Genomic DNA, 16,113 nt, shown 5'->3' with positions numbered 1-16,113 from the left:
TCAGGACACCCCGATGCCGTAGAAGTCGGTGTTGGCGTCGACGTCCAGGACCAGCCCGTCCACCTTGCCGTGCCGGGCGACGTCCATGGTGGCGATGTAGGCCGGGAAGGAGTACGCCTGCTCGACGATCTTCCGCTGGACCTTGCGGTACAGCTCGGCGCGCTGCGCGTCGTCCGCGGTCGCATCGGCCTGGTCCAGCCAGCCGTCGATCTCGGCGTCCTTGACCCGGCTGCCGTTCGCCCCGCCGCCCCCGAACTGGGACTTGGAGTGGTAGAGGCTGCCCAGCAGGCTCGGGTCGGAGCCCTGCCAGGTGAAGGCGAACACGTCGTAGTCGCCCTTGCCGGTGCGCCCGATGGAGCCTGCGGAGTCCAGCGGCACCAGCTTCAGCTCGATGCCGACCTGCTTCAGCGCGTCCTGCACGCCCACGTCGAAGGTGTGGTTCTGGGTCGAGACGAAGGTCTGCACGTACGGCTGCTCGGCGGTGAGGCGCTTGCCGTCCTTGGTGCGGTAGCCCTCGGCGTCCCGCCCGGTCCAGCCGGCCTCGTCCAGCAGCTTCTCCGCCTTCTCCTTGCTGTACTCCCAGGCCGGCTTGGCGAACGACGGCTCGGCGCCGGGGGTGGAGGGCGCCAGCGGCCCCCAGGCCTGCTCGTACTCGCCCTGGAAGATGCCCTTGACGATCCCGGCGAAGTCGATGGCGTGCCGGACGGCCTGCCGGGCGCGCGGGTCGTCGAACGGCGCGCGGGCGGTGTTGAGGTAGTAGGTGTAGGGGACGCCGGGGATCGCCTTGCGGACCACCTGGACGCCGTTGTGGCCGCGCAGGCCGGCCAACCGGTTGGCGGGGATCAGCTCGGCGGCGTCGACCTGGCCCGACGTCAGGGCGCCGACCCGGGAGGCGTCCTCCTTCAGCAGTAGCACGACGATGCTCTCCAGCTTCGCCTGCCCCTGGTGGGCGGCGGTCGGCGGGGCCCAGTTGTAGTCGGTCCGGCGCTTGAACACCGCCTGCTGGCCCGGCGTCACCGACTCGAAGGTGAACGGGCCGGTGCCGACGACGAACGCGCCGCCGGAGGAGAGGTCGCCCGCGTGGTCGCGCAGTGCGACGGGGGAGTGGAAGCCGAGGAAGGTGCTCCCCGCCGAGCTGAGGAACGAGGAGTGAGCGGCAGTCAGGTGCACGGCCACCGTGCGCGGGTCGACCACCTCGGTCTCCTTGTAGGGGCCGAGCAGGCCGGCCGCCCGCTTGGACGCCGTCTTCGCCGCCGTGACGTGGTCGAAGTTCGCCTTCACGGCCGCCGCGTCGAACGGGGTGCCGTCGCTGAAAGTCACGCCGGTGCGCAGGGTGAAGGTGTAGGTGAGGCCGTCGGGCGAGATCGTCCACGAATCGGCCAGCCACGGCTTGACGGTCCCGTCCGGAGCGATCGCGACCAGCGACTCCAGCACCGGGCGCAGCAGCCGCCCGGTGACGGCGGTGGACGCGGCGTGCGGGTCCCAGCTGTCGGGTTCGACGGCGGCGCCGTAGCGCAGGGTTCCGCCGCCGCTCTTCGCGGAGGGCGGGGTGGAGGAGTCGGAGCAGGCCGTGAGGACGGCGGGGCCGATGACGGCGGCGGCGGTCAGGGTGACCGGGAGACGGAGGAAACGGCGTCTGGTGTACATGGGTTCTTTCTCGATCCTGCGCGAGGCGGGGGAACGGTGGGCGGCGCAAGGCCCGCCCACCCCGAAGGGGAGGCGCTGATGGCCCCGGCCACGGACGATGCGACGAGTGTGCTGGCTCCGTACGGATCCGACCCCCGTGACCGTCCCCTGTGCGGGCCCTTTTCCGGGGCCCGCGGGTTTGGCGGCGGGACGCTCGCGGGTGTGCTCGGCCGGCGGGCTCCGACGGGGCGCGCGCCGTCAGGGTGGTGCGCACCGCCGGGGTGGTGCGTGCCGGCAGGTGGTCCGGCCGTTCCGGGGAGCCTTCCGGAACGGCCGCACGGGGACCGTCACATGTGCGGCACGGGGGAGTCCGCAGACTTGAGGTCCGCTCCGGGGGCGCTCTCGGCAGCGACCGCGGGGCTGCGCAGGACGAAGGCGGCGAGCAGGACGCCGACCACCACGAAGACGGCGCTGAGCCCGTAGGCGAGGTGGAAGCCGCCGGTCAGCGCCTCGGCCCGGCCGTGCCCCTCGCCGAGCAGCGTCGCCGTCCGGGAGGCGGCCACCGTGGCGAGCACCGCGGTGCCGATCGAGGCGCCGACCTGCTGGCTGGTGTTCACCAGGCCGGAGGCGATGCCGGCGTCGTTCGGCGAGGTGACCGCCATGGCCTGGCCGATCAGCGCGGGCATGGCCGCGCCGAAGCCGAGGCCGAGCAGCACGAACGGCGGCACGATGTCGGCGAGGAAGCTTCCGTCGCTCGGCACCCGGGCCAGCAGCGCGAGCGCCGCGGCCACCAGCAGCAGGCCGGCGACCAGCACCCGGCGGGGCCCGAACTTCTGGTTCAGCTTGACCGCGAGGCCCAGCGAGACGATCGCGATCGTGACCGGCGCGGGCAGGAAGGCGAGGCCGGTCTTCAGCGCGTCGTAGCCCAGGACGTTCTGGAAGTACAGCGCGGTGCAGAACTGGTAGCCGAACAGGCCGGCGACCATCAGGACCATGATGCCGTTGGCGCCGGAGACCGCCCGGGAGCGGAAGATGTGCAGCGGCAGCAGCGGCTTGGCCGCGTACGCCTGGCGGACCACGAACCCGGCCAGCAGCACCAGCGAGCCGCCCAGCAGGCCGCCCAGCCGGCCGGAGAGCAGCAGCAGCCCGGCGAACGCGATGACATAGGCGTTGACCACCCAGGCCAGGCCGGACTGGGTGAAGCCGAGGTCGGTCTGGATGGTCGGGAGGGCGACGGTCACGATCGAACCGTCGAGGATGATCATCAGATTGCCGGTGCAGAGGACTCCCAGTGCCAACCAGCATGACCTGGAAGGCTGGAGGGACGGCGGGGCTTGCGTGGTCATCGGAGGAGTCCTTCGGGGAATGGCCGGGGAGGGGCGCCCGGTGGCGCCCGCGCTCCCCGAGGGCACTTCTTGTTACAGCGACCATCCTGTGTGACCATCAAGTCCACCGTAAGGAGGCACTTTCATGTTCCTGGGGAACAACGATGTGATCGAGGACGACGGCGCCCCGCCCGCCGAGCGCGAGGCCTGCACCGTCCTGGAGGCGCTCAACCGGATCAGCGGCAAGTGGGCGATCGGCATCCTGCTCAACCTCAGCCACGGCCCGGTCCGCTTCACCGAACTCGAACGGGCCATCCCCGGCATCAGCCGCCGCATGCTCACCCTGACACTGCGCAACCTCGAACGCGACGGCCTGATCGAGCGCACCGTCTACGCGACCGTGCCGCCCAAGGTGGAGTACCGCGGCACCGAGATGGCCGACGAGCTCTACACCTCCCTCAAGGGCCTCACCGCCTGGGCGGAGCGCCACCGCGACGCCATCGCCCGCTCGCGCGACTCCTACGACCGGGAGCAGGCGGCGGGCGCCGGGGACCTCTGAGAGGATGTTCGTGTCATTGATACGCCGGGTTGAGGCTTTTGTTGCTAGGGAGAAATGACCAACAGGCATTATTTGTCCCATTTATGCAGGCCAATAAGCGGCATCCGGATTGACGATTCGTCCGATTTGGGGGCGGTAGCTCCTGTCCGGTTCGAAAATGCCGGGATCACGGCGCGGCCATCACCCGATCGAGCGATGGACCAATCTCAACGCCTCCTTCTGCTCGTCATGGTCACCGCGGCCGGCGTCTCCGACAACGATGCCGGGAAGCAGCTCCTGACTCGGCTCGCCGAATCGCATCCCACGGTCACCAAGGCGTGGGTCGACACCGGCTACAAGACCCAGGCCGTCGAGCATGGAGCGATGCTCGGCATCGACGTCGATGTCGTTCCGCGAAATGCCCAGGTCAAAGGCTTCTCAGTCGTTCCGAGGAGGTGGGTGGTCGAGCGAAGCTTCGGCTGGATCATGATGCACCGCCGACTCGCCCGTGACTACGAGACCAAGCCCGAGCACTCCGAGAGCATGATCCGCCTCGCAATGATCTCGAACCTTGCTAAGCGAGCAACGGGCGAAACCACTATAACTTGGCACAATCCATGAAATATCCCGTATTCGGGCAGGACGTCCTCTCAGTGCCTTTTTCTGAATCTCGGCCGAATGTTTGCCCAGGTCAGGATTCGAACGGGGCGGGCTCGGGCTGCCCCGGCGGCGACATCAGCGGTTCCGCTGACGGCCTTCCGGTGGTGATGGCCCTGTTCTCCCGAAGCTACGGCGAAGTGACAAGTAGCAGGCGGGGGCCGGGGACTTCGCCGGCTCGGAGGGCGGCGAAGTCGGCGGGGGCCTTCTCGGCAGCTTCGAGGTACGCCTCGCGTTTGGCGTGCTCGGCCAGTGCCCGGTAGATGCTGGCCACCGAGGGGTTGCGCCCCTTGCGCTTGCCGGTGGGGATGATCCGGGCGGGCTCGATCTGCTCGACGGACTCGCCGTTCGCGCGGCGCCGCAGCACGGTGTGCAGCATGTCGTCGGTGATGACCGGCGGTCGGCCGCCGTGCTTGCCCTTGCGAGAGGCGGTGTCGAGCCCTTCCAGTGTGGACTCGCGGATGTTCTCCCGCTCGGCACCCTGCGGGAAGTGGCAGCTCAGCCGGCGCGCGCAGTCCACTCCGGCGGCGTCCACAACCGGGCGTTGGCGCTGCCGACCTGGATCAGCGTTCCGGTATGTCGATCCTGACGCGCCGGGCGGAACCCGTCGATCGCGAACATCTGCTGTCCGCTGGTGATGTCGATGCCCTGCAGACCGGCCTCGTCGGCGATCAGCAGATGCTCTCCGTCGGTGAAGAAGCCGAAATCGCCGACCGGCCAGGGGAACGTCGCGACCGCCTTGATCCATCGGACGCCCGGCGAGCGCAGTTCGATCGAGGTGGGGTCGAGGACGTGGACGGTGCCGCTGCCGGCATCGTCCCGGTCGTACACCGCGATCCGCCCGTCGTCGATCCACACCACCGGCCAGTTCCACTCCGAGACCTCGGGATACACCGCATAGCTGGGCCCGTCCTCGGACTCATACGGGTTGTCGTGCAGCCAGGCGGTCAGGCTCCACACCGCCGGCATCCCCCACGGCTGCCACACCCAACCGCCGTCGTAGACACGAGTCCCGTCAGGACTCAGCGACAGCGCGCCGTGGAAGTAATCGAGGTCGTACTCCGCATCCTCCTCATCTCTATCCGGGCTGTCCCGCGCCGTAAGCACCTCGCCGGACGCGAGATCGGTGACATCCAACCGGTTCCAGCCAGTGCGATGGACGACAACCGGCCGGCCACCGTGTTCGGCGAACGCCAACGCGAACGGGACGGTTTCACAGCAGTAGTCCCCGCCGTCCAACGTCAACGCCGGCGAACCGGTGGTGAGATCGACGACGGTTCCGTACCGACCGCGGTCTTGAACCACCGCCGCCCAACGGCCACACCGAGACACATGAAGCCGCAGTCGAACGCCGCCACCGTATTCGGACGCCGGCCTCTCCTCCCGATACCGGGCCACGTCCTGCACCTCGCCGGTCGTCGGCGTCCACCGCGCCAGCCGTCCGTCCTCGGACAGCACCAGCCACGCCGGCCCCACGTCACCGAGGGCCGCTGGCAACGCTGCCACATCCACGACCGGCCGCAGCACGTCGGGAACTGCCACGTCCACCGTGATCATCGCCATATTGATCCCCTCGGTGCGCCCGTGTGACCCCCCGCGGCAACGTGAACAGCAGGTGATACGGCACCGTATCGGCAAGGTCGGTGAGCGCCGCGATGCCGGTCACGGCGGTGAGGTCAGCACGGATCTGGTCTATGTCGGGCTCATTCTCGCGCAGGTCCGCCTCGGTGTCGTCCAGCGAGAAGCCCCCTCCGGTCGTCATGACCGGACCAACCTCACCGAGCACAGCCCCCGACAGACCCAGAATATCCAGACCGCTGACAAGCACACCCCAGATCCGCTACAGAGAGCTACTTGTCACTTCGCCGTAGCTTCAGGAGAACAGGGCCATGATCCCCGCGAGTTCACGGAAACTGAAGGCAGCTCAGAGGGAACTCGCGGGTCCATAGGCCAGATTCTCGGGGAGGGACCCGCGAGTTCATAGCGAACAGACCGGGTTAGCCTCCGGGCCTTGTGAAAATCTCAGGTTCTTCAGAGCCGAGACAGCCAGAGCACCAGATGAGCCAGCTGCATCTGAATCCAGCTCAGCCCAAGGATGTACGCAACGGATGCACCCAGCACGACTCCCTGTTGTAGCCGAACACTGGTCTTACTAAGACCTTCTTTGAAGGATGCTGTCCACACTTGCGGTGCGAGCCTTTTCGCGCTCCACACCTGCAGCCGGCGAGAAGCCCAAAGCTCCCGCCGAGCGCCAGCCACTGCAGAGGGGGCTCGTTGATGGGTGCCCATAGCCAAATCGTTGCTGCTGCCCCAGTACCAAGCAGGGTCATTCCCGCTGTCTGCGCGGCTTGTTCGATTAGCGTTGTGTGTGCGGCGAGCAACCTCGTGGGCGTATCCCCATGCGCGCGCCGCCAGACGTCCAGAGCCGGGCCGATCGTGTTGACACCGAATGCCACGACTAGGGTCCGTCTTTAAAGATGATCAAGTGATGAGAGATCATGTCGGTCATGGTGCGTCGTCATGAGCTCTCGGATGCGGAGTGGGCTGCGCTGTCCCGGTTCCTGCCCGTTTCGGGGGTGGCGGGCCGGCCGCGGTCGGACGACCGGCTGGTGCTGAACGGGATCGTGTGGAAGCTGCGGACCGGCACGTCCTGGCGGGACGTGCCGGAACGCTACGGCTCCTGGCAGACCCTCTATACACGTTTCCGCAGGTGGGCGCTGGACGGTACGTTCTCCCGGATGCTCCACGCGATCCAGGCCGAGAGGGATGCGGCCGGGGACATCGGCTGGCTGGTGTCGGTCGACTCCACGATCGTGCGGGCCCACCAGCACGCCACCGGCGGCAAAAGGGGGCACGCGACCGGGACGAAGCGGGTGATCACGCCCTCGGCCGTTCCCGTGGCGGACTGAGTACCAAGCTCCACCTGGCCTGCGACGGACGCGGCCGCCCGCTCGGCTTCGTCCTGACCGGCGGCAACGCCAACGACTGCACCCGCCTGGAGTCGGTCCTGGAGGCGATCCGGGTCCCTCGGGTCGGGCCGGGGCGCCCGCGCACCCGGCCCGACCACGTCATCGCCGACAAGGGCTACAGCTCCCGGAAGATCCGCGCCTACCTGCGACGGCGTGGCATCCCGCACACCATCCCCGAACGCGTCGACCAAGCGCTCGGCCGACGCAACCGCGGCTCGCGCGGCGGCCGGACACCCGCCTTCGACCGGCGCGTCTACCGGCTCCGCAACGTCGTCGAACGCTGCTTCAAACCGGTTGAAGCAATGGCGTGGCCTGGGTGAGGTCGACTCGGGGCGCCTTGCTGGTCTCTCCACCAGTGGGTTTCCCCGAGCCGCCTCCCGAACCCGGCGTGCCCGTCTCCGAGCACCGGGCTCTCCACAAGCCCCGTTGGGGTGGTCAGATCCTCAGGCCGCAGTGGGCCATGGGCTCGGGATGACTGTTCCCCGGTATCGGTATCTGGTCGTGCTCACCTTCGCCGGGTTGAACAGTTCTCTCTCCTCCGTGACAGGCCACCAGCCGCCTCCGCAATAGCGGCGGCGAAGCTGCTTCCACGTGATCCCGGGGTGTTTGCGCCGTATCCACCGGACTACCCGCATCCACACGTAGTGGCTGAGGTAGCAGAAGGCGACGTTTGAAACCCCGGGACGGAAGTACGCGCACCATCCCCGCAGCACCGAGTTCAGTCGGTGCAGCAGGACTGTCAGCGCCAGGCCAACGTTCTGCCGTCCGGTCAGTTCCTTCACCTTGGCCATCACGGAACGCAACGATTTCCGCGCCGGGTAGGTGTAGACGTACTGCCGATCAGTGCCCTTCTTCCGGTGACGCTGGATGCGCCATCCGAGAAAGTCGAGGCCCTCGTCGATGTGGGTGATCCTCGTCTTCTCCATCGACAGGCGCATGCCCATCGGCGCGAGAACCGCTGCCACCTCCTCGCGCAGTGCTTCGCAGTGCTCGCGAATGCCGGACACGAGGATCAGGAAGTCGTCCGCGTAGCGGACCAACCGAAGGTTGGGCTCGCCACGGCGGCGGCGTCCCGCGCGTCGTGCCTCGGTGGTGGTCGGCCCGCCTGGCCGGTTGGTGACGTATTCGTCCAACACGGTCAAGGCGATGTTGGCCAGCAGCGGCGAGAGGATCCCGCCCTGCGGGGTGCCGGTGCGGGTGTCGGCAAGGGCTCCGTCCCGGGACATGATCCCGGACTTGAGGAACGCCTTCACCAGCGACAGGACCTGCTTGTCCCCGATCCGATCCCGCACCCGGTCCATGAGAGCCGTGTGCGAGATCTCGTCGAAGCACGCCGTGATGTCGCCCTCCACCACCCATTCGTAGGAATGGCTGGCGAGGTATCGGCTCTCGGCGACAGCGTCCTGAGCCCGGCGGTTCGGGCGGAACCCGTACGAACACGGGAGGAAGTCCGCTTCGAACACCGGCTCCAGCACCAGCTTCAAGGACGCCTGGACCACCCGGTCCGCTACGGTCGGAATGCCCAGGCGGCGGAGCTTGCCGTTCGCCTTCGGGATCATCCGCTCACGCACCGGGACCGGCCGGAAGCTGCGTTCTCTCAGCTGAGACCGCAGCCCGTCGAGGAAGACCTCGACTCCCTGCCCGGCCTCGATGGAGTGTGCGGTTCTCCCATCCACTCCTGCCGTGCGGGCGCCCTTGTTTCCCCGGACCCGGTCCCACGCCACAAGAAGGAAGGCGGGGTCGGCCACGAGGTTGAACAGATCGTCGAACCTGCGATGAGGATCATCGTTTGCCCAACGGTGCAGCTTGGTCTGGATCTCCAGTACCCGCAGCTCCGCCCCGAGCAGGGCGGACTCCAGCTCGTCGGTGTTCACCGGCGACAACCTCCTGGCATTCCAGCATCCTCACTGCCGACTTGCTGGCCCCCTTCCCCACGTGACCGGCTCTCCCGGCCTCCGAGTACTACGGAGCCTCCGTCCTGTCCGGCGGCCTTCAGCCGGCGATGGGCCTGCCCTCGGTCGGGTTGGAGACCCGACACGGAGGGCGACCGCGGACAGTTCCCACGTTCACCACGGAGTCGATCGACGGGTGAGGTGCCCAGCTCTACCCCGGCAGCATCGCCACACCTACGCCGCAGACATTCGGTGTGGCCTCCCCACCGATGAGTAGAGTCGGCTTCGGAGTCGACCGCCAGCTCGCCGACGGTCGTGCACTGCGTCCGGCCCAGATCCGCCAGGTTGGAGCCGGTGTCGTAATTACGGGGCGTCAAGCACTGGTTCCTCGCGTACACCTTCCCGTCTCGCTTGCCGGACCCGAACCGTCTGGCAGTGCCAGTCCGTCCCGGCGTTGTCAGGGCTGCTTACCGCCCGCCTCGGCATCCCCCGAGACGAACTGCCCCCAGCTTCAACCAGGTTGCTGCGACAACCCGGCGGTGATGGTCTCTCACCTCACTCGACTCCACGGCGCCTCGTGGCGCACCTACCCGCTACGACAAGACCCGCGAGTCCTATCAGGCCGCCGTCACCATTGCCTCGATCCTGCTCTGGATCTGATCTTTGAAGACGGGCCCTAGTACTGCAACGGTGCCTTCTGTGACGTGGCTTCAGCTCTTGGGCTGTGGCCTCGTCTCTTGTAGTGGCTGGTCCGGGCCTGGTGCTGGCGCCGACGGCGCCAACGGGACCAGTGCAGGACGTGGGCGATGCTTCGGCGGACTGGCTGGGCGAGGCCGGTGATCAGCCGGCGGATTTCGGGGACGGTGAGTGGGATCAGGTCTGGCGTTCGAGCTGCCCGGTCCCCTTTTCGAGGTGCTCGGCCCGCAGGACGGTGAGGTAGGCGTGGGCGGCCATCGTGAGGGTGATGTGCCGGTACCAGCCCTGGTGGCGGCGGATCTGGTAGTCGTCCAGGCCGCACTGGCCCTTGGCGCTCTGGAAGCACTCCTCGATCGCCCAGCGGGCGCCCGCGACGGCGATCAGCTCGTTCAGAGTGGCATCGGCGGGCGCGTAGGCGATGTAGTAGGCGACCTTCGTCGGGTCGGTGATGCTGCGGCGGGCGAGCACCCAGTGCCGCCGGTCGGGGCGGTGCCAGGGACGGACCTCGACGCGGGCCCAGTCGTAGATCCGCGGGCCGTGGGCGCCTTCGCCGCACGAGCGGCGCTTCCACTTCTGCCGCGACAGCCCCGCGACCAGATCGTGGAGCCGGTGGTCCATGGCCCGGCGAGTGACCACGGTGTCGTGCCGGGTGGTGGCCACGACGTGGAAGACGTCGGCCTGTTCGAGCTCGGTGCGCCAGCCCTTGCTGTTGCCGTAGCCGGCGTCCGCGGTCACCCAGCGGAACGGGATCCCGTCGTCGATCGCCCGACGGACCATCCGGCGGGCGATCTGGTGCTTGGTCGCGAACTCGACCTCGTCGCCGATTCCTGCGGCCCGGCAGCGCTCGCGGTCGTCGGTCCAAGACTTCGGCAGGTAGAGCGCCCGGTCGATCAGGGTCCGGCCAAGCCGTCCGGAGTAGGCGAGGAAGACGCCGACCTGGCAGTTCTCGGTGCGGCCGGCGGTGCCGGAGTACTGCCGCTGGACACCGGCCGACCGCACACCCTTCTTCAGGAACCCGGTGTCGTCCACGATCAGCACGCCACCCGGATCGGCCAGGTGCTCGACGACGTACTCGCGCACGTCGTCGAGCACCCCGTCCACGTCCCAGTCGATCCGGTTCAGCAGCCGCTGGATCCGGTCCGGGCCACCGTGACCGGCCTCCTCGGCCACCGTCCAGCCGTTCTTGCGTTCCAACGGCGCCAGCAGACCCCGCAGATACGCCAGCGCCGACTCCCGCGACTCACTCCGCGCGAACCGGTGTGCAAACCGCTCGTGCAGCCGAGCCAGTCCGTCCGACCAGCGACGAGCATCGACCTCGGATATGTCCCCACCCATGAACAGCCCAACGAGCGGATCCGACGAACGTCACGGTAGGCACCGTTGCAGTACTAGTACTGCAACGGTGCTGACCGTGACGAGGCTTCAGCTCTTGGGCTGTGGCCTCGTCTCTTGTAGTGGCTGGTCCGGGCCTGGTACTGGCGTCGGCGGCGCCATCGGGACCAGTGCAGGATGTGGTCGATGCTGCGGCGGACAGGCCAGGTGAGATGCGTGATCAGCCGGCGGATCTCGGGGACAGTCAGGGGGATCAGGTCTGGCGTTCGAGCAGGTCTGGCCCCTTTTCGAGGTGCTGGGCCCGCACGACGGTGAGGTAGGCGTGGGCGGCTATGGCGAGCGTGATGTGCCGGTGCCAGCCCGGGTAGCGGCGGACCTGGTAGTCGTCCAGACCGCACTGGCCCTTCGCCGTTTGAAAACACTCCTCGATCGCCCATCGGGCGCCCGCGACGGCGATCAGCTCGTTGAGCGTGGCGTCGGCGGGCGCGTAGGCGATGTAGTAGCCGACCTTTGTGGGGTCGGTGATGCTGCGGCGGGCCAGGACCCAGTGCTTGCGGTCGGGGCGGTGCCAGGGTCGGACCTCGACGCGGACCCAGTCGTAGATCCGCAGGCCGTGGGCGCCCTCGCCGCAGGAGCGGCGCTTCCACTTCTGCCGGGGCAGGTCGGCGATCAGGTCGTGGAGCGGGTGGTCCAGGGCCTTCCGGGTGACGACGGTGTCGTGTCGGGTGGTGGCCACGACGTGGAAGACGTCGGCCTGCTCCAACTCGTAGCGCCAGCCCTTGCTGTAGCCGTAGCCCGCGTCCGCGGTCACCCACCGGAACGGGATCCCGTCGTCGATCGCCCGACGGATCATCGCCCTCGCGAGCTGGACCTTGGTGGAGAATTCGACCTCGCTGCCGATCCCCGCATCCTGGCAGCGCACGCGGTCGTCCGTCCACGACTTCGGCAGGTAGAGTGCCCGGTCGATCAAGGTCCGGCCCCGCTCGGTCGAGTAGGCGAGGAAGACCCCGACCTGGCAGTTCTCGGTCCGGCCGGCAGTACCGGAGTACTGCCGCTGGACGCCGGCCGACCGCACGCCCTTCTTCAGGAACCCGGTGTCGTCCACGATCAGCACGCCTCCCGGATCGGCCAGGTGCTCGACGACGTAGCCGCGAACGTCGTCGAGCACCCCGTCAGCGTCCCAGTCGATGCGGTTCAGCAGCCGCTGGATCCGGTCCGGGCCACTATGACCGGCCTCCTCCGCCACCGTCCACCCGTTCTTGCGCTCCAACGGCGCCAGCAGGCCCCGCATGTACGCCAGCGCCGACTCCCGCGACTCACTCCGCGCGAACCGGTGCGCAAACCGCTCATGCAACTCGGCCAGCCCGCCCGACCAACGACAAGCATCAGCCTCGGCTATGTCCCCACCCATGAACGGCCCAACGAGCGAACCCCGCAACCGTCACGGTAAGCACCGTTGCAGTACTAGCCCGCCATCGGCTGGCTGCCACCAAGGACCCGTTGGTCCACGCCCGTATCAACGACCAGCTCGCGGTGCGCCTGCACTACGCCGGACTGCACGACACTGCTCTCGCCGCAGCCCAGGACGCCCACACTGCCTGGCGACAGCTTGCCTGGGCCGATCCCGACGCTTATGAACCCGGCCTCGCCGCCGCGCTGTCCAGGCTCGGTGTCCAGTCGTCGGACGTGGGGCGGTGGGCGGAGGCTCTGGCCGCAGAACAGGACGCGGTGGCGGTGTTCCGGAAGCTGGCCGTATTCACCACCGGAAACCCAACCGCCTACCAACTCGACCTCGCCATCTCGTTGACCAACCTCGGCATCTGGCTGTTGTAGGCGGGACGGCGCACGGAGGCCCTGGCCGCCGCCACCGAGGCGGTGCCCCTCTTTCGGCGGTTGGCCAACCCCGGCACCGGCAACCCCACCGCCCACGAAGCCGACCTCGCCGCCTCCCTGACCAACCTTGCCATCCAACTATCGGAGGCGAGTTTGCGCGCCGAGGCGCTGGATACGGCCACCGAGGCGGTGGCGGTGCACCGGCGGCTGGCGGACCCCGGCACCGGCAACCCCACCGCTCACCAACCCGACCTCGCTATCGCACTGAGCAACCTGGGCAGGCACCTGGCGCAGGTTGGCCGACACACGGACGCGCTGGAGGCGTCGAAGGAAGCGGTGGCGATCCTTCGGAGACTGGCAGACCCCATCGCTGGCAACCCTGCAGCCTACGCACGGGGCCTGGCCTCCTCCTTGGCGACCATGGGCCTACTCAGGGCGATGACAGGCAATCTTGCTGGAGCGCTCTACAACACGGGGGAGGCGGTAGCGATCCATCGTGATCACATTGCCTCGACACCCGACCTGCTTCCCGACCTCCGCGGGGTCTTGGGACTCCAGGCACGGGTGCTCGACGATCTCGGTCGCCGCGGGGATGCGGCTGCTGTACGGCGCTGGCTACATGACAATCCGCTTCCGGTGCACATGCACGGCTGATGAGCTATCAAGGGGGCGTAGTTGAGGTGGTGTGGGGGCTGGGGCTTTGTGGGTTCGAGGTCGAGCGGGTAGCAGGCCTCGCTGCGGGTGTCGGTGCGGGTTTGTCGTGTCGCATGGCCATCACCGCAGATGCCGCCCGCCCGCTGCGCCCGGCCATCGCCGACGAGGCCGTCAGGCCCCGGCCCCGTGCGGCCGCCAGGCAGCACGCGCGAAGGGTGTGGTGAGTCTCTTCCTGGGGGCGTGGTGTGTCGTGTCCCGTCTGTTGTGTCCGGCTCCGGCCGGGGTGAGGGGCGGGTACGGCGGGGATTTTCTTCGGGTGGATGGGTGTAGCAAGTTGGTGCAAAACGTTACGTTACGCGGGAAATTGTGTCCCGGGGTGTGGGGGTGATTTCGTCGGGTCATACGAGAGCCACTGCTCCGGGGTGAACGGGAGCCAGGTGTAGGCCGTTCGTGGCGATGACGTACTTGACCGCGGCCGGCGTTCTTCGGTGAGATCGAGAGCCGCTCCGGCGAGATTCGGAGCCACTGATCGGGTGACCTGGCAGGCTGGGGCGGAGTGTCCGTAGGCGCCGGGGTGGGCGTCGGTAGCTTGTGATCGCGGGCCCGGGTCGCCTCCCTGACAAGTCGCGGCCGGGGCCTTGCCCTGGATGTGCGGGAGGGCGGGACCCGTGGGTCCAGCCCTCCGTGCTGCTGTGATGGGGCTCGTTGGATTCGGCTCTGATCGCGATTGCGTGAATGATCTTGTGTTGACTCGGAGTGCAACTCGGCGAAGGCGGCCGCTTCGGCGATGTCGGTGGTGAAGCGCAGGCGTCCGCCGGCGATGTGCTCGGCGAGGAGTTCGGGCAGGCCGGGTTCGAAGATGGGGCACTCGCCGTTGTTGAGCCGCTCGACCTTGTCGCGGTCGATGTCCACGCCGATGACCTCGTGGCCGAGGTCGGCCATCGCCGCCGCGTGCGGGATGCCGAGGTGGCCGCAGCCGATCACGGAGACGCGCATGGTGGGTCCTTGTCCGGGCGCAGGGGCACACCGTTACTCGGTGTGCCCCTGACGCTACCGGTTGTGGTCCGGCGTCGTGCGCGGGCGGTCCGTGTCGGCGCGCGGGATGCGGACGCCGTCGAGACCGGGCCGAACGCGGTGGCGTCGTCGACGTTGCCGGGTGCCCGACCGGGGCGCTCCGGCCGGGGCGGGCATGGTCAGGGGGTCCAGGTGACGGGGAGGCTTTTGACGCCGTAGACGTCGGCGGTTTCGGGGCGGAGGGGGATGTCCTCGGAGGGGACGGCGAGGCGCAGGGTGGGGAAGCGGTCGAGGAGGGCGCGGAGGGTGACGCGCAGCTCGATGCGGGCGAGTTGCTGGCCGAGGCACTGGTGGACGCCGTGGCCGAAGGCGAGGTGGGTGCCGTCCTGTCGGCGGAGGTCGAGGGCGTGGGGGTCGGTGAAGCGGTCGGGGTCGCGGTTGGCGGTGTTGTAGGAGAGGACGACGGTGGTGCCGGCCTCGATGGTCACGCCGGCGAGTTCGACGTCCTCCAGGGCCGTGCGCATGAAGGTCTTGGCGACGGTGAGGTACCGCAGCAGCTCCTCCACGGCCTGGTCGGTGAGGGTGGGATCGGCGCGCAGGGCGGCGAGTTGGGCGGGGTTCTGGAGGAGGGCGAAGGTGCCGAGGGCCAGGGTGTTCGCGGTGGTGTCGAAGCCCGCGGAGAGCAGGATGAGCGCGATGCCCTGGAGCTCCTCGTCGGTGAGGTCGCTGTCGGTGAGGTCGCTGAGCACATCGTCGGTGGGGTCGGCGCGTTTGGCGGCGACCAGTTGTGCGAGGTACCGCTGGGTGGCGGTGTAGGCCGCGATCAGTTCGTCCGGGTCGGCCTCCCCGTTGAGGAAGGTCTCGATCTGGCTCTGGAAGGAGCCCCGGTCCTCGTACGGGACGCCCAGCAACTCGCAGATGACGATGGCGGGGACGGGCTTGGCGAAGGCGGTCACCAGGTCGGCCGTGGGGCCGGCCTGTTCCATGGCGTCCAGGCAGTCGGCGGTGATCCGCTCGATGCGTTCGGTGAGCTGCCGCATCCGCCGGGCGGTGAACCTGCCCACCAGGGGCTTGCGGTAGCGCCCGTGCTCCGGGTCGTCCATGAGCAGGAACTCGCCGGGCGGCGCGGGCGGGATGGCGAAGTCGACGACGTTCATCAGGTCCTTGCGGGAGCTGAAGCGCGGGTCGGCCAGGACCGACCTGACGAGGTCGTAGCCGGTGATCAGCCAGCCGGGGTTTCCGCCGACGTGGGTGAAGCGGCTGAGGGGGCCCTGGCGGCGGGCTTCCAGGAGCTCGGCGGGCGGATCGAAGGGGCAGCCGGACCGGCGGGTCGTCGGCTGTGTCGTGACGATGTGCGGAGATTCACCCATGGCTGGTCCTCGGCTCGCGGGGAGGTGCTTCCGGCGTATGTTCGGTATATCTCGAAAGCTACGTTGCGTTCATGGTGTCGTCAATTGTGAAATCCGCATTTGGCCAGGTGAGAGGCCATAAATTGATGCAATGAGGCTGCGCTCGAATGCAACGACTCGTTGCAATGGGTGGCGTCGAAGGCAATACTGGCGGCATGCCAGGAGGAC

Annotated in this window: 13 protein-coding genes and 2 pseudogenes; 5 read left to right on the top strand and 10 right to left on the bottom strand. The window is 68.4% G+C overall.

Features of this window, described 5'->3' with window-relative positions; genetic code table 11:
• Together ACFCLZ_RS02215 and ACFCLZ_RS02210 are read right to left on the bottom strand one after the other, a co-directional pair.
• On the bottom strand, nucleotides 1-1,647 hold the full coding sequence (locus tag ACFCLZ_RS02215; RefSeq protein WP_380282877.1) for an ABC transporter substrate-binding protein: 1,647 nt from the start codon (nucleotides 1,645-1,647) through the stop codon (nucleotides 1-3).
• Between the two features lie 326 nt (nucleotides 1,648-1,973).
• Entirely contained in the window at nucleotides 1,974-2,972 is a 999-nt protein-coding gene (locus tag ACFCLZ_RS02210; protein ID WP_380282876.1) for an MFS transporter, read from the bottom strand.
• 124 nt (nucleotides 2,973-3,096) lie between these two features.
• Between ACFCLZ_RS02210 and ACFCLZ_RS02205 the strand changes: the two genes are divergently transcribed.
• Together ACFCLZ_RS02205 and ACFCLZ_RS02200 are read left to right on the top strand one after the other, a co-directional pair.
• Nucleotides 3,097-3,510, top strand: a complete 414-nt coding sequence (locus ACFCLZ_RS02205) for a winged helix-turn-helix transcriptional regulator (protein ID WP_380282874.1) — start codon at nucleotides 3,097-3,099, stop codon at nucleotides 3,508-3,510.
• A gap of 195 nt (nucleotides 3,511-3,705) precedes the next feature.
• Nucleotides 3,706-4,110 carry a transposase gene (locus tag ACFCLZ_RS02200; protein WP_380286413.1) on the top strand — a complete coding sequence of 135 codons (405 nt, stop codon included), beginning with the start codon at nucleotides 3,706-3,708 and terminating at the stop codon, nucleotides 4,108-4,110.
• A gap of 166 nt (nucleotides 4,111-4,276) precedes the next feature.
• On the opposite strand, the gene ACFCLZ_RS02195 is transcribed toward ACFCLZ_RS02200, so the two are convergent.
• From ACFCLZ_RS02195 to ACFCLZ_RS02185, 3 genes are read right to left on the bottom strand one after another with little or no spacing between them, the layout of a single operon-like run.
• Complete coding sequence (locus tag ACFCLZ_RS02195) at nucleotides 4,277-4,666, bottom strand: hypothetical protein (RefSeq protein ID WP_380282873.1); 390 nt, start codon at nucleotides 4,664-4,666, stop codon at nucleotides 4,277-4,279.
• The gene (locus ACFCLZ_RS02190) at nucleotides 4,645-5,709 is read right to left on the bottom strand and encodes a hypothetical protein (RefSeq protein WP_380282872.1); all 1,065 of its coding nucleotides are present in this window, start codon (nucleotides 5,707-5,709) and stop codon (nucleotides 4,645-4,647) included. The genes ACFCLZ_RS02195 and ACFCLZ_RS02190 overlap by 22 nt, the downstream gene beginning before the upstream one ends.
• Entirely contained in the window at nucleotides 5,624-5,974 is a 351-nt protein-coding gene (locus tag ACFCLZ_RS02185) for a hypothetical protein (protein ID WP_380282871.1), read from the bottom strand. The genes ACFCLZ_RS02190 and ACFCLZ_RS02185 overlap by 86 nt, the downstream gene beginning before the upstream one ends.
• A 670-nt stretch (nucleotides 5,975-6,644) precedes the next feature.
• Between ACFCLZ_RS02185 and ACFCLZ_RS02180 the strand changes: the two are divergent.
• A pseudogene (locus ACFCLZ_RS02180) lies at nucleotides 6,645-7,414 on the top strand (IS5 family transposase); the annotation flags it as partial.
• A 144-nt stretch (nucleotides 7,415-7,558) separates the two neighbouring features.
• Here the strand turns inward: ACFCLZ_RS02180 and ltrA are convergent.
• From ltrA to ACFCLZ_RS02165, 3 genes are all read right to left on the bottom strand, one after another.
• Nucleotides 7,559-8,989 carry a group II intron reverse transcriptase/maturase gene (gene ltrA / locus ACFCLZ_RS02175; RefSeq protein ID WP_380282870.1) on the bottom strand — a complete coding sequence of 477 codons (1,431 nt, stop codon included), beginning with the start codon at nucleotides 8,987-8,989 and terminating at the stop codon, nucleotides 7,559-7,561.
• Between the two features lie 891 nt (nucleotides 8,990-9,880).
• Entirely contained in the window at nucleotides 9,881-11,038 is a 1,158-nt protein-coding gene (locus ACFCLZ_RS02170; RefSeq protein ID WP_380282868.1) for an IS701 family transposase, read from the bottom strand.
• 250 nt (nucleotides 11,039-11,288) lie between these two features.
• Nucleotides 11,289-12,446 (bottom strand): IS701 family transposase, encoded by a 1,158-nt coding sequence (locus tag ACFCLZ_RS02165; protein WP_380282866.1) that lies wholly within the window; start codon nucleotides 12,444-12,446, stop codon nucleotides 11,289-11,291.
• Nucleotides 12,447-12,535: 89 nt separating this feature from the next.
• On the opposite strand from ACFCLZ_RS02165, the gene ACFCLZ_RS02160 reads away from it, so the two are divergent.
• Both ACFCLZ_RS02160 and ACFCLZ_RS02155 read left to right on the top strand, forming a co-directional pair.
• Nucleotides 12,536-12,868: a hypothetical protein gene (locus ACFCLZ_RS02160; protein WP_380282864.1), complete on the top strand. Its 333-nt coding sequence runs from the start codon at nucleotides 12,536-12,538 to the stop codon at nucleotides 12,866-12,868.
• Nucleotides 12,869-12,928: 60 nt separating this feature from the next.
• Nucleotides 12,929-13,522: a hypothetical protein gene (locus tag ACFCLZ_RS02155; RefSeq protein WP_380282863.1), complete on the top strand. Its 594-nt coding sequence runs from the start codon at nucleotides 12,929-12,931 to the stop codon at nucleotides 13,520-13,522.
• 756 nt (nucleotides 13,523-14,278) lie between these two features.
• On the opposite strand, the pseudogene ACFCLZ_RS02150 reads toward ACFCLZ_RS02155, so the two are convergent.
• Both ACFCLZ_RS02150 and ACFCLZ_RS02145 read right to left on the bottom strand, forming a co-directional pair.
• Nucleotides 14,279-14,518 (bottom strand): annotated as a pseudogene (locus tag ACFCLZ_RS02150) (UDP-glucose 6-dehydrogenase); the annotation flags it as partial.
• 197 nt (nucleotides 14,519-14,715) lie between these two features.
• Nucleotides 14,716-15,906: a cytochrome P450 gene (locus tag ACFCLZ_RS02145; protein WP_380282861.1), complete on the bottom strand. Its 1,191-nt coding sequence runs from the start codon at nucleotides 15,904-15,906 to the stop codon at nucleotides 14,716-14,718.
• Nucleotides 15,907-16,113: the final 207 nt, after the last annotated feature.

The sequence above is a fragment of the Kitasatospora purpeofusca genome (assembly GCF_042691725.1).
Lineage (GTDB): Bacteria > Actinomycetota > Actinomycetes > Streptomycetales > Streptomycetaceae > Kitasatospora > Kitasatospora purpeofusca_B.
The sequence above is the reverse complement of the archived record's forward strand: the minus strand, read 5'-3'. Positions and strand labels throughout refer to the sequence as shown.

What these genes read in the sequence shown, in the direction of transcription:
- ACFCLZ_RS02200 (WP_380286413.1), top strand. Translation starts at nt 3,706, where the DNA reads ATGGACCAATCTCAACGCCTCCTTCTGCTCGTCATGGTCACCGCGGCC.
- ACFCLZ_RS02165 (WP_380282866.1), bottom strand. Translation starts at nt 12,446, where the DNA reads ATGGGTGGGGACATAGCCGAGGCTGATGCTTGTCGTTGGTCGGGCGGG.
- ACFCLZ_RS02190 (WP_380282872.1), bottom strand. Translation starts at nt 5,709, where the DNA reads ATGGCGATGATCACGGTGGACGTGGCAGTTCCCGACGTGCTGCGGCCG.
- ACFCLZ_RS02215 (WP_380282877.1), bottom strand. Translation starts at nt 1,647, where the DNA reads ATGTACACCAGACGCCGTTTCCTCCGTCTCCCGGTCACCCTGACCGCC.
- ACFCLZ_RS02205 (WP_380282874.1), top strand. Translation starts at nt 3,097, where the DNA reads ATGTTCCTGGGGAACAACGATGTGATCGAGGACGACGGCGCCCCGCCC.
- ACFCLZ_RS02170 (WP_380282868.1), bottom strand. Translation starts at nt 11,038, where the DNA reads ATGGGTGGGGACATATCCGAGGTCGATGCTCGTCGCTGGTCGGACGGA.
- ACFCLZ_RS02145 (WP_380282861.1), bottom strand. Translation starts at nt 15,906, where the DNA reads ATGGGTGAATCTCCGCACATCGTCACGACACAGCCGACGACCCGCCGG.
- ACFCLZ_RS02210 (WP_380282876.1), bottom strand. Translation starts at nt 2,972, where the DNA reads ATGACCACGCAAGCCCCGCCGTCCCTCCAGCCTTCCAGGTCATGCTGG.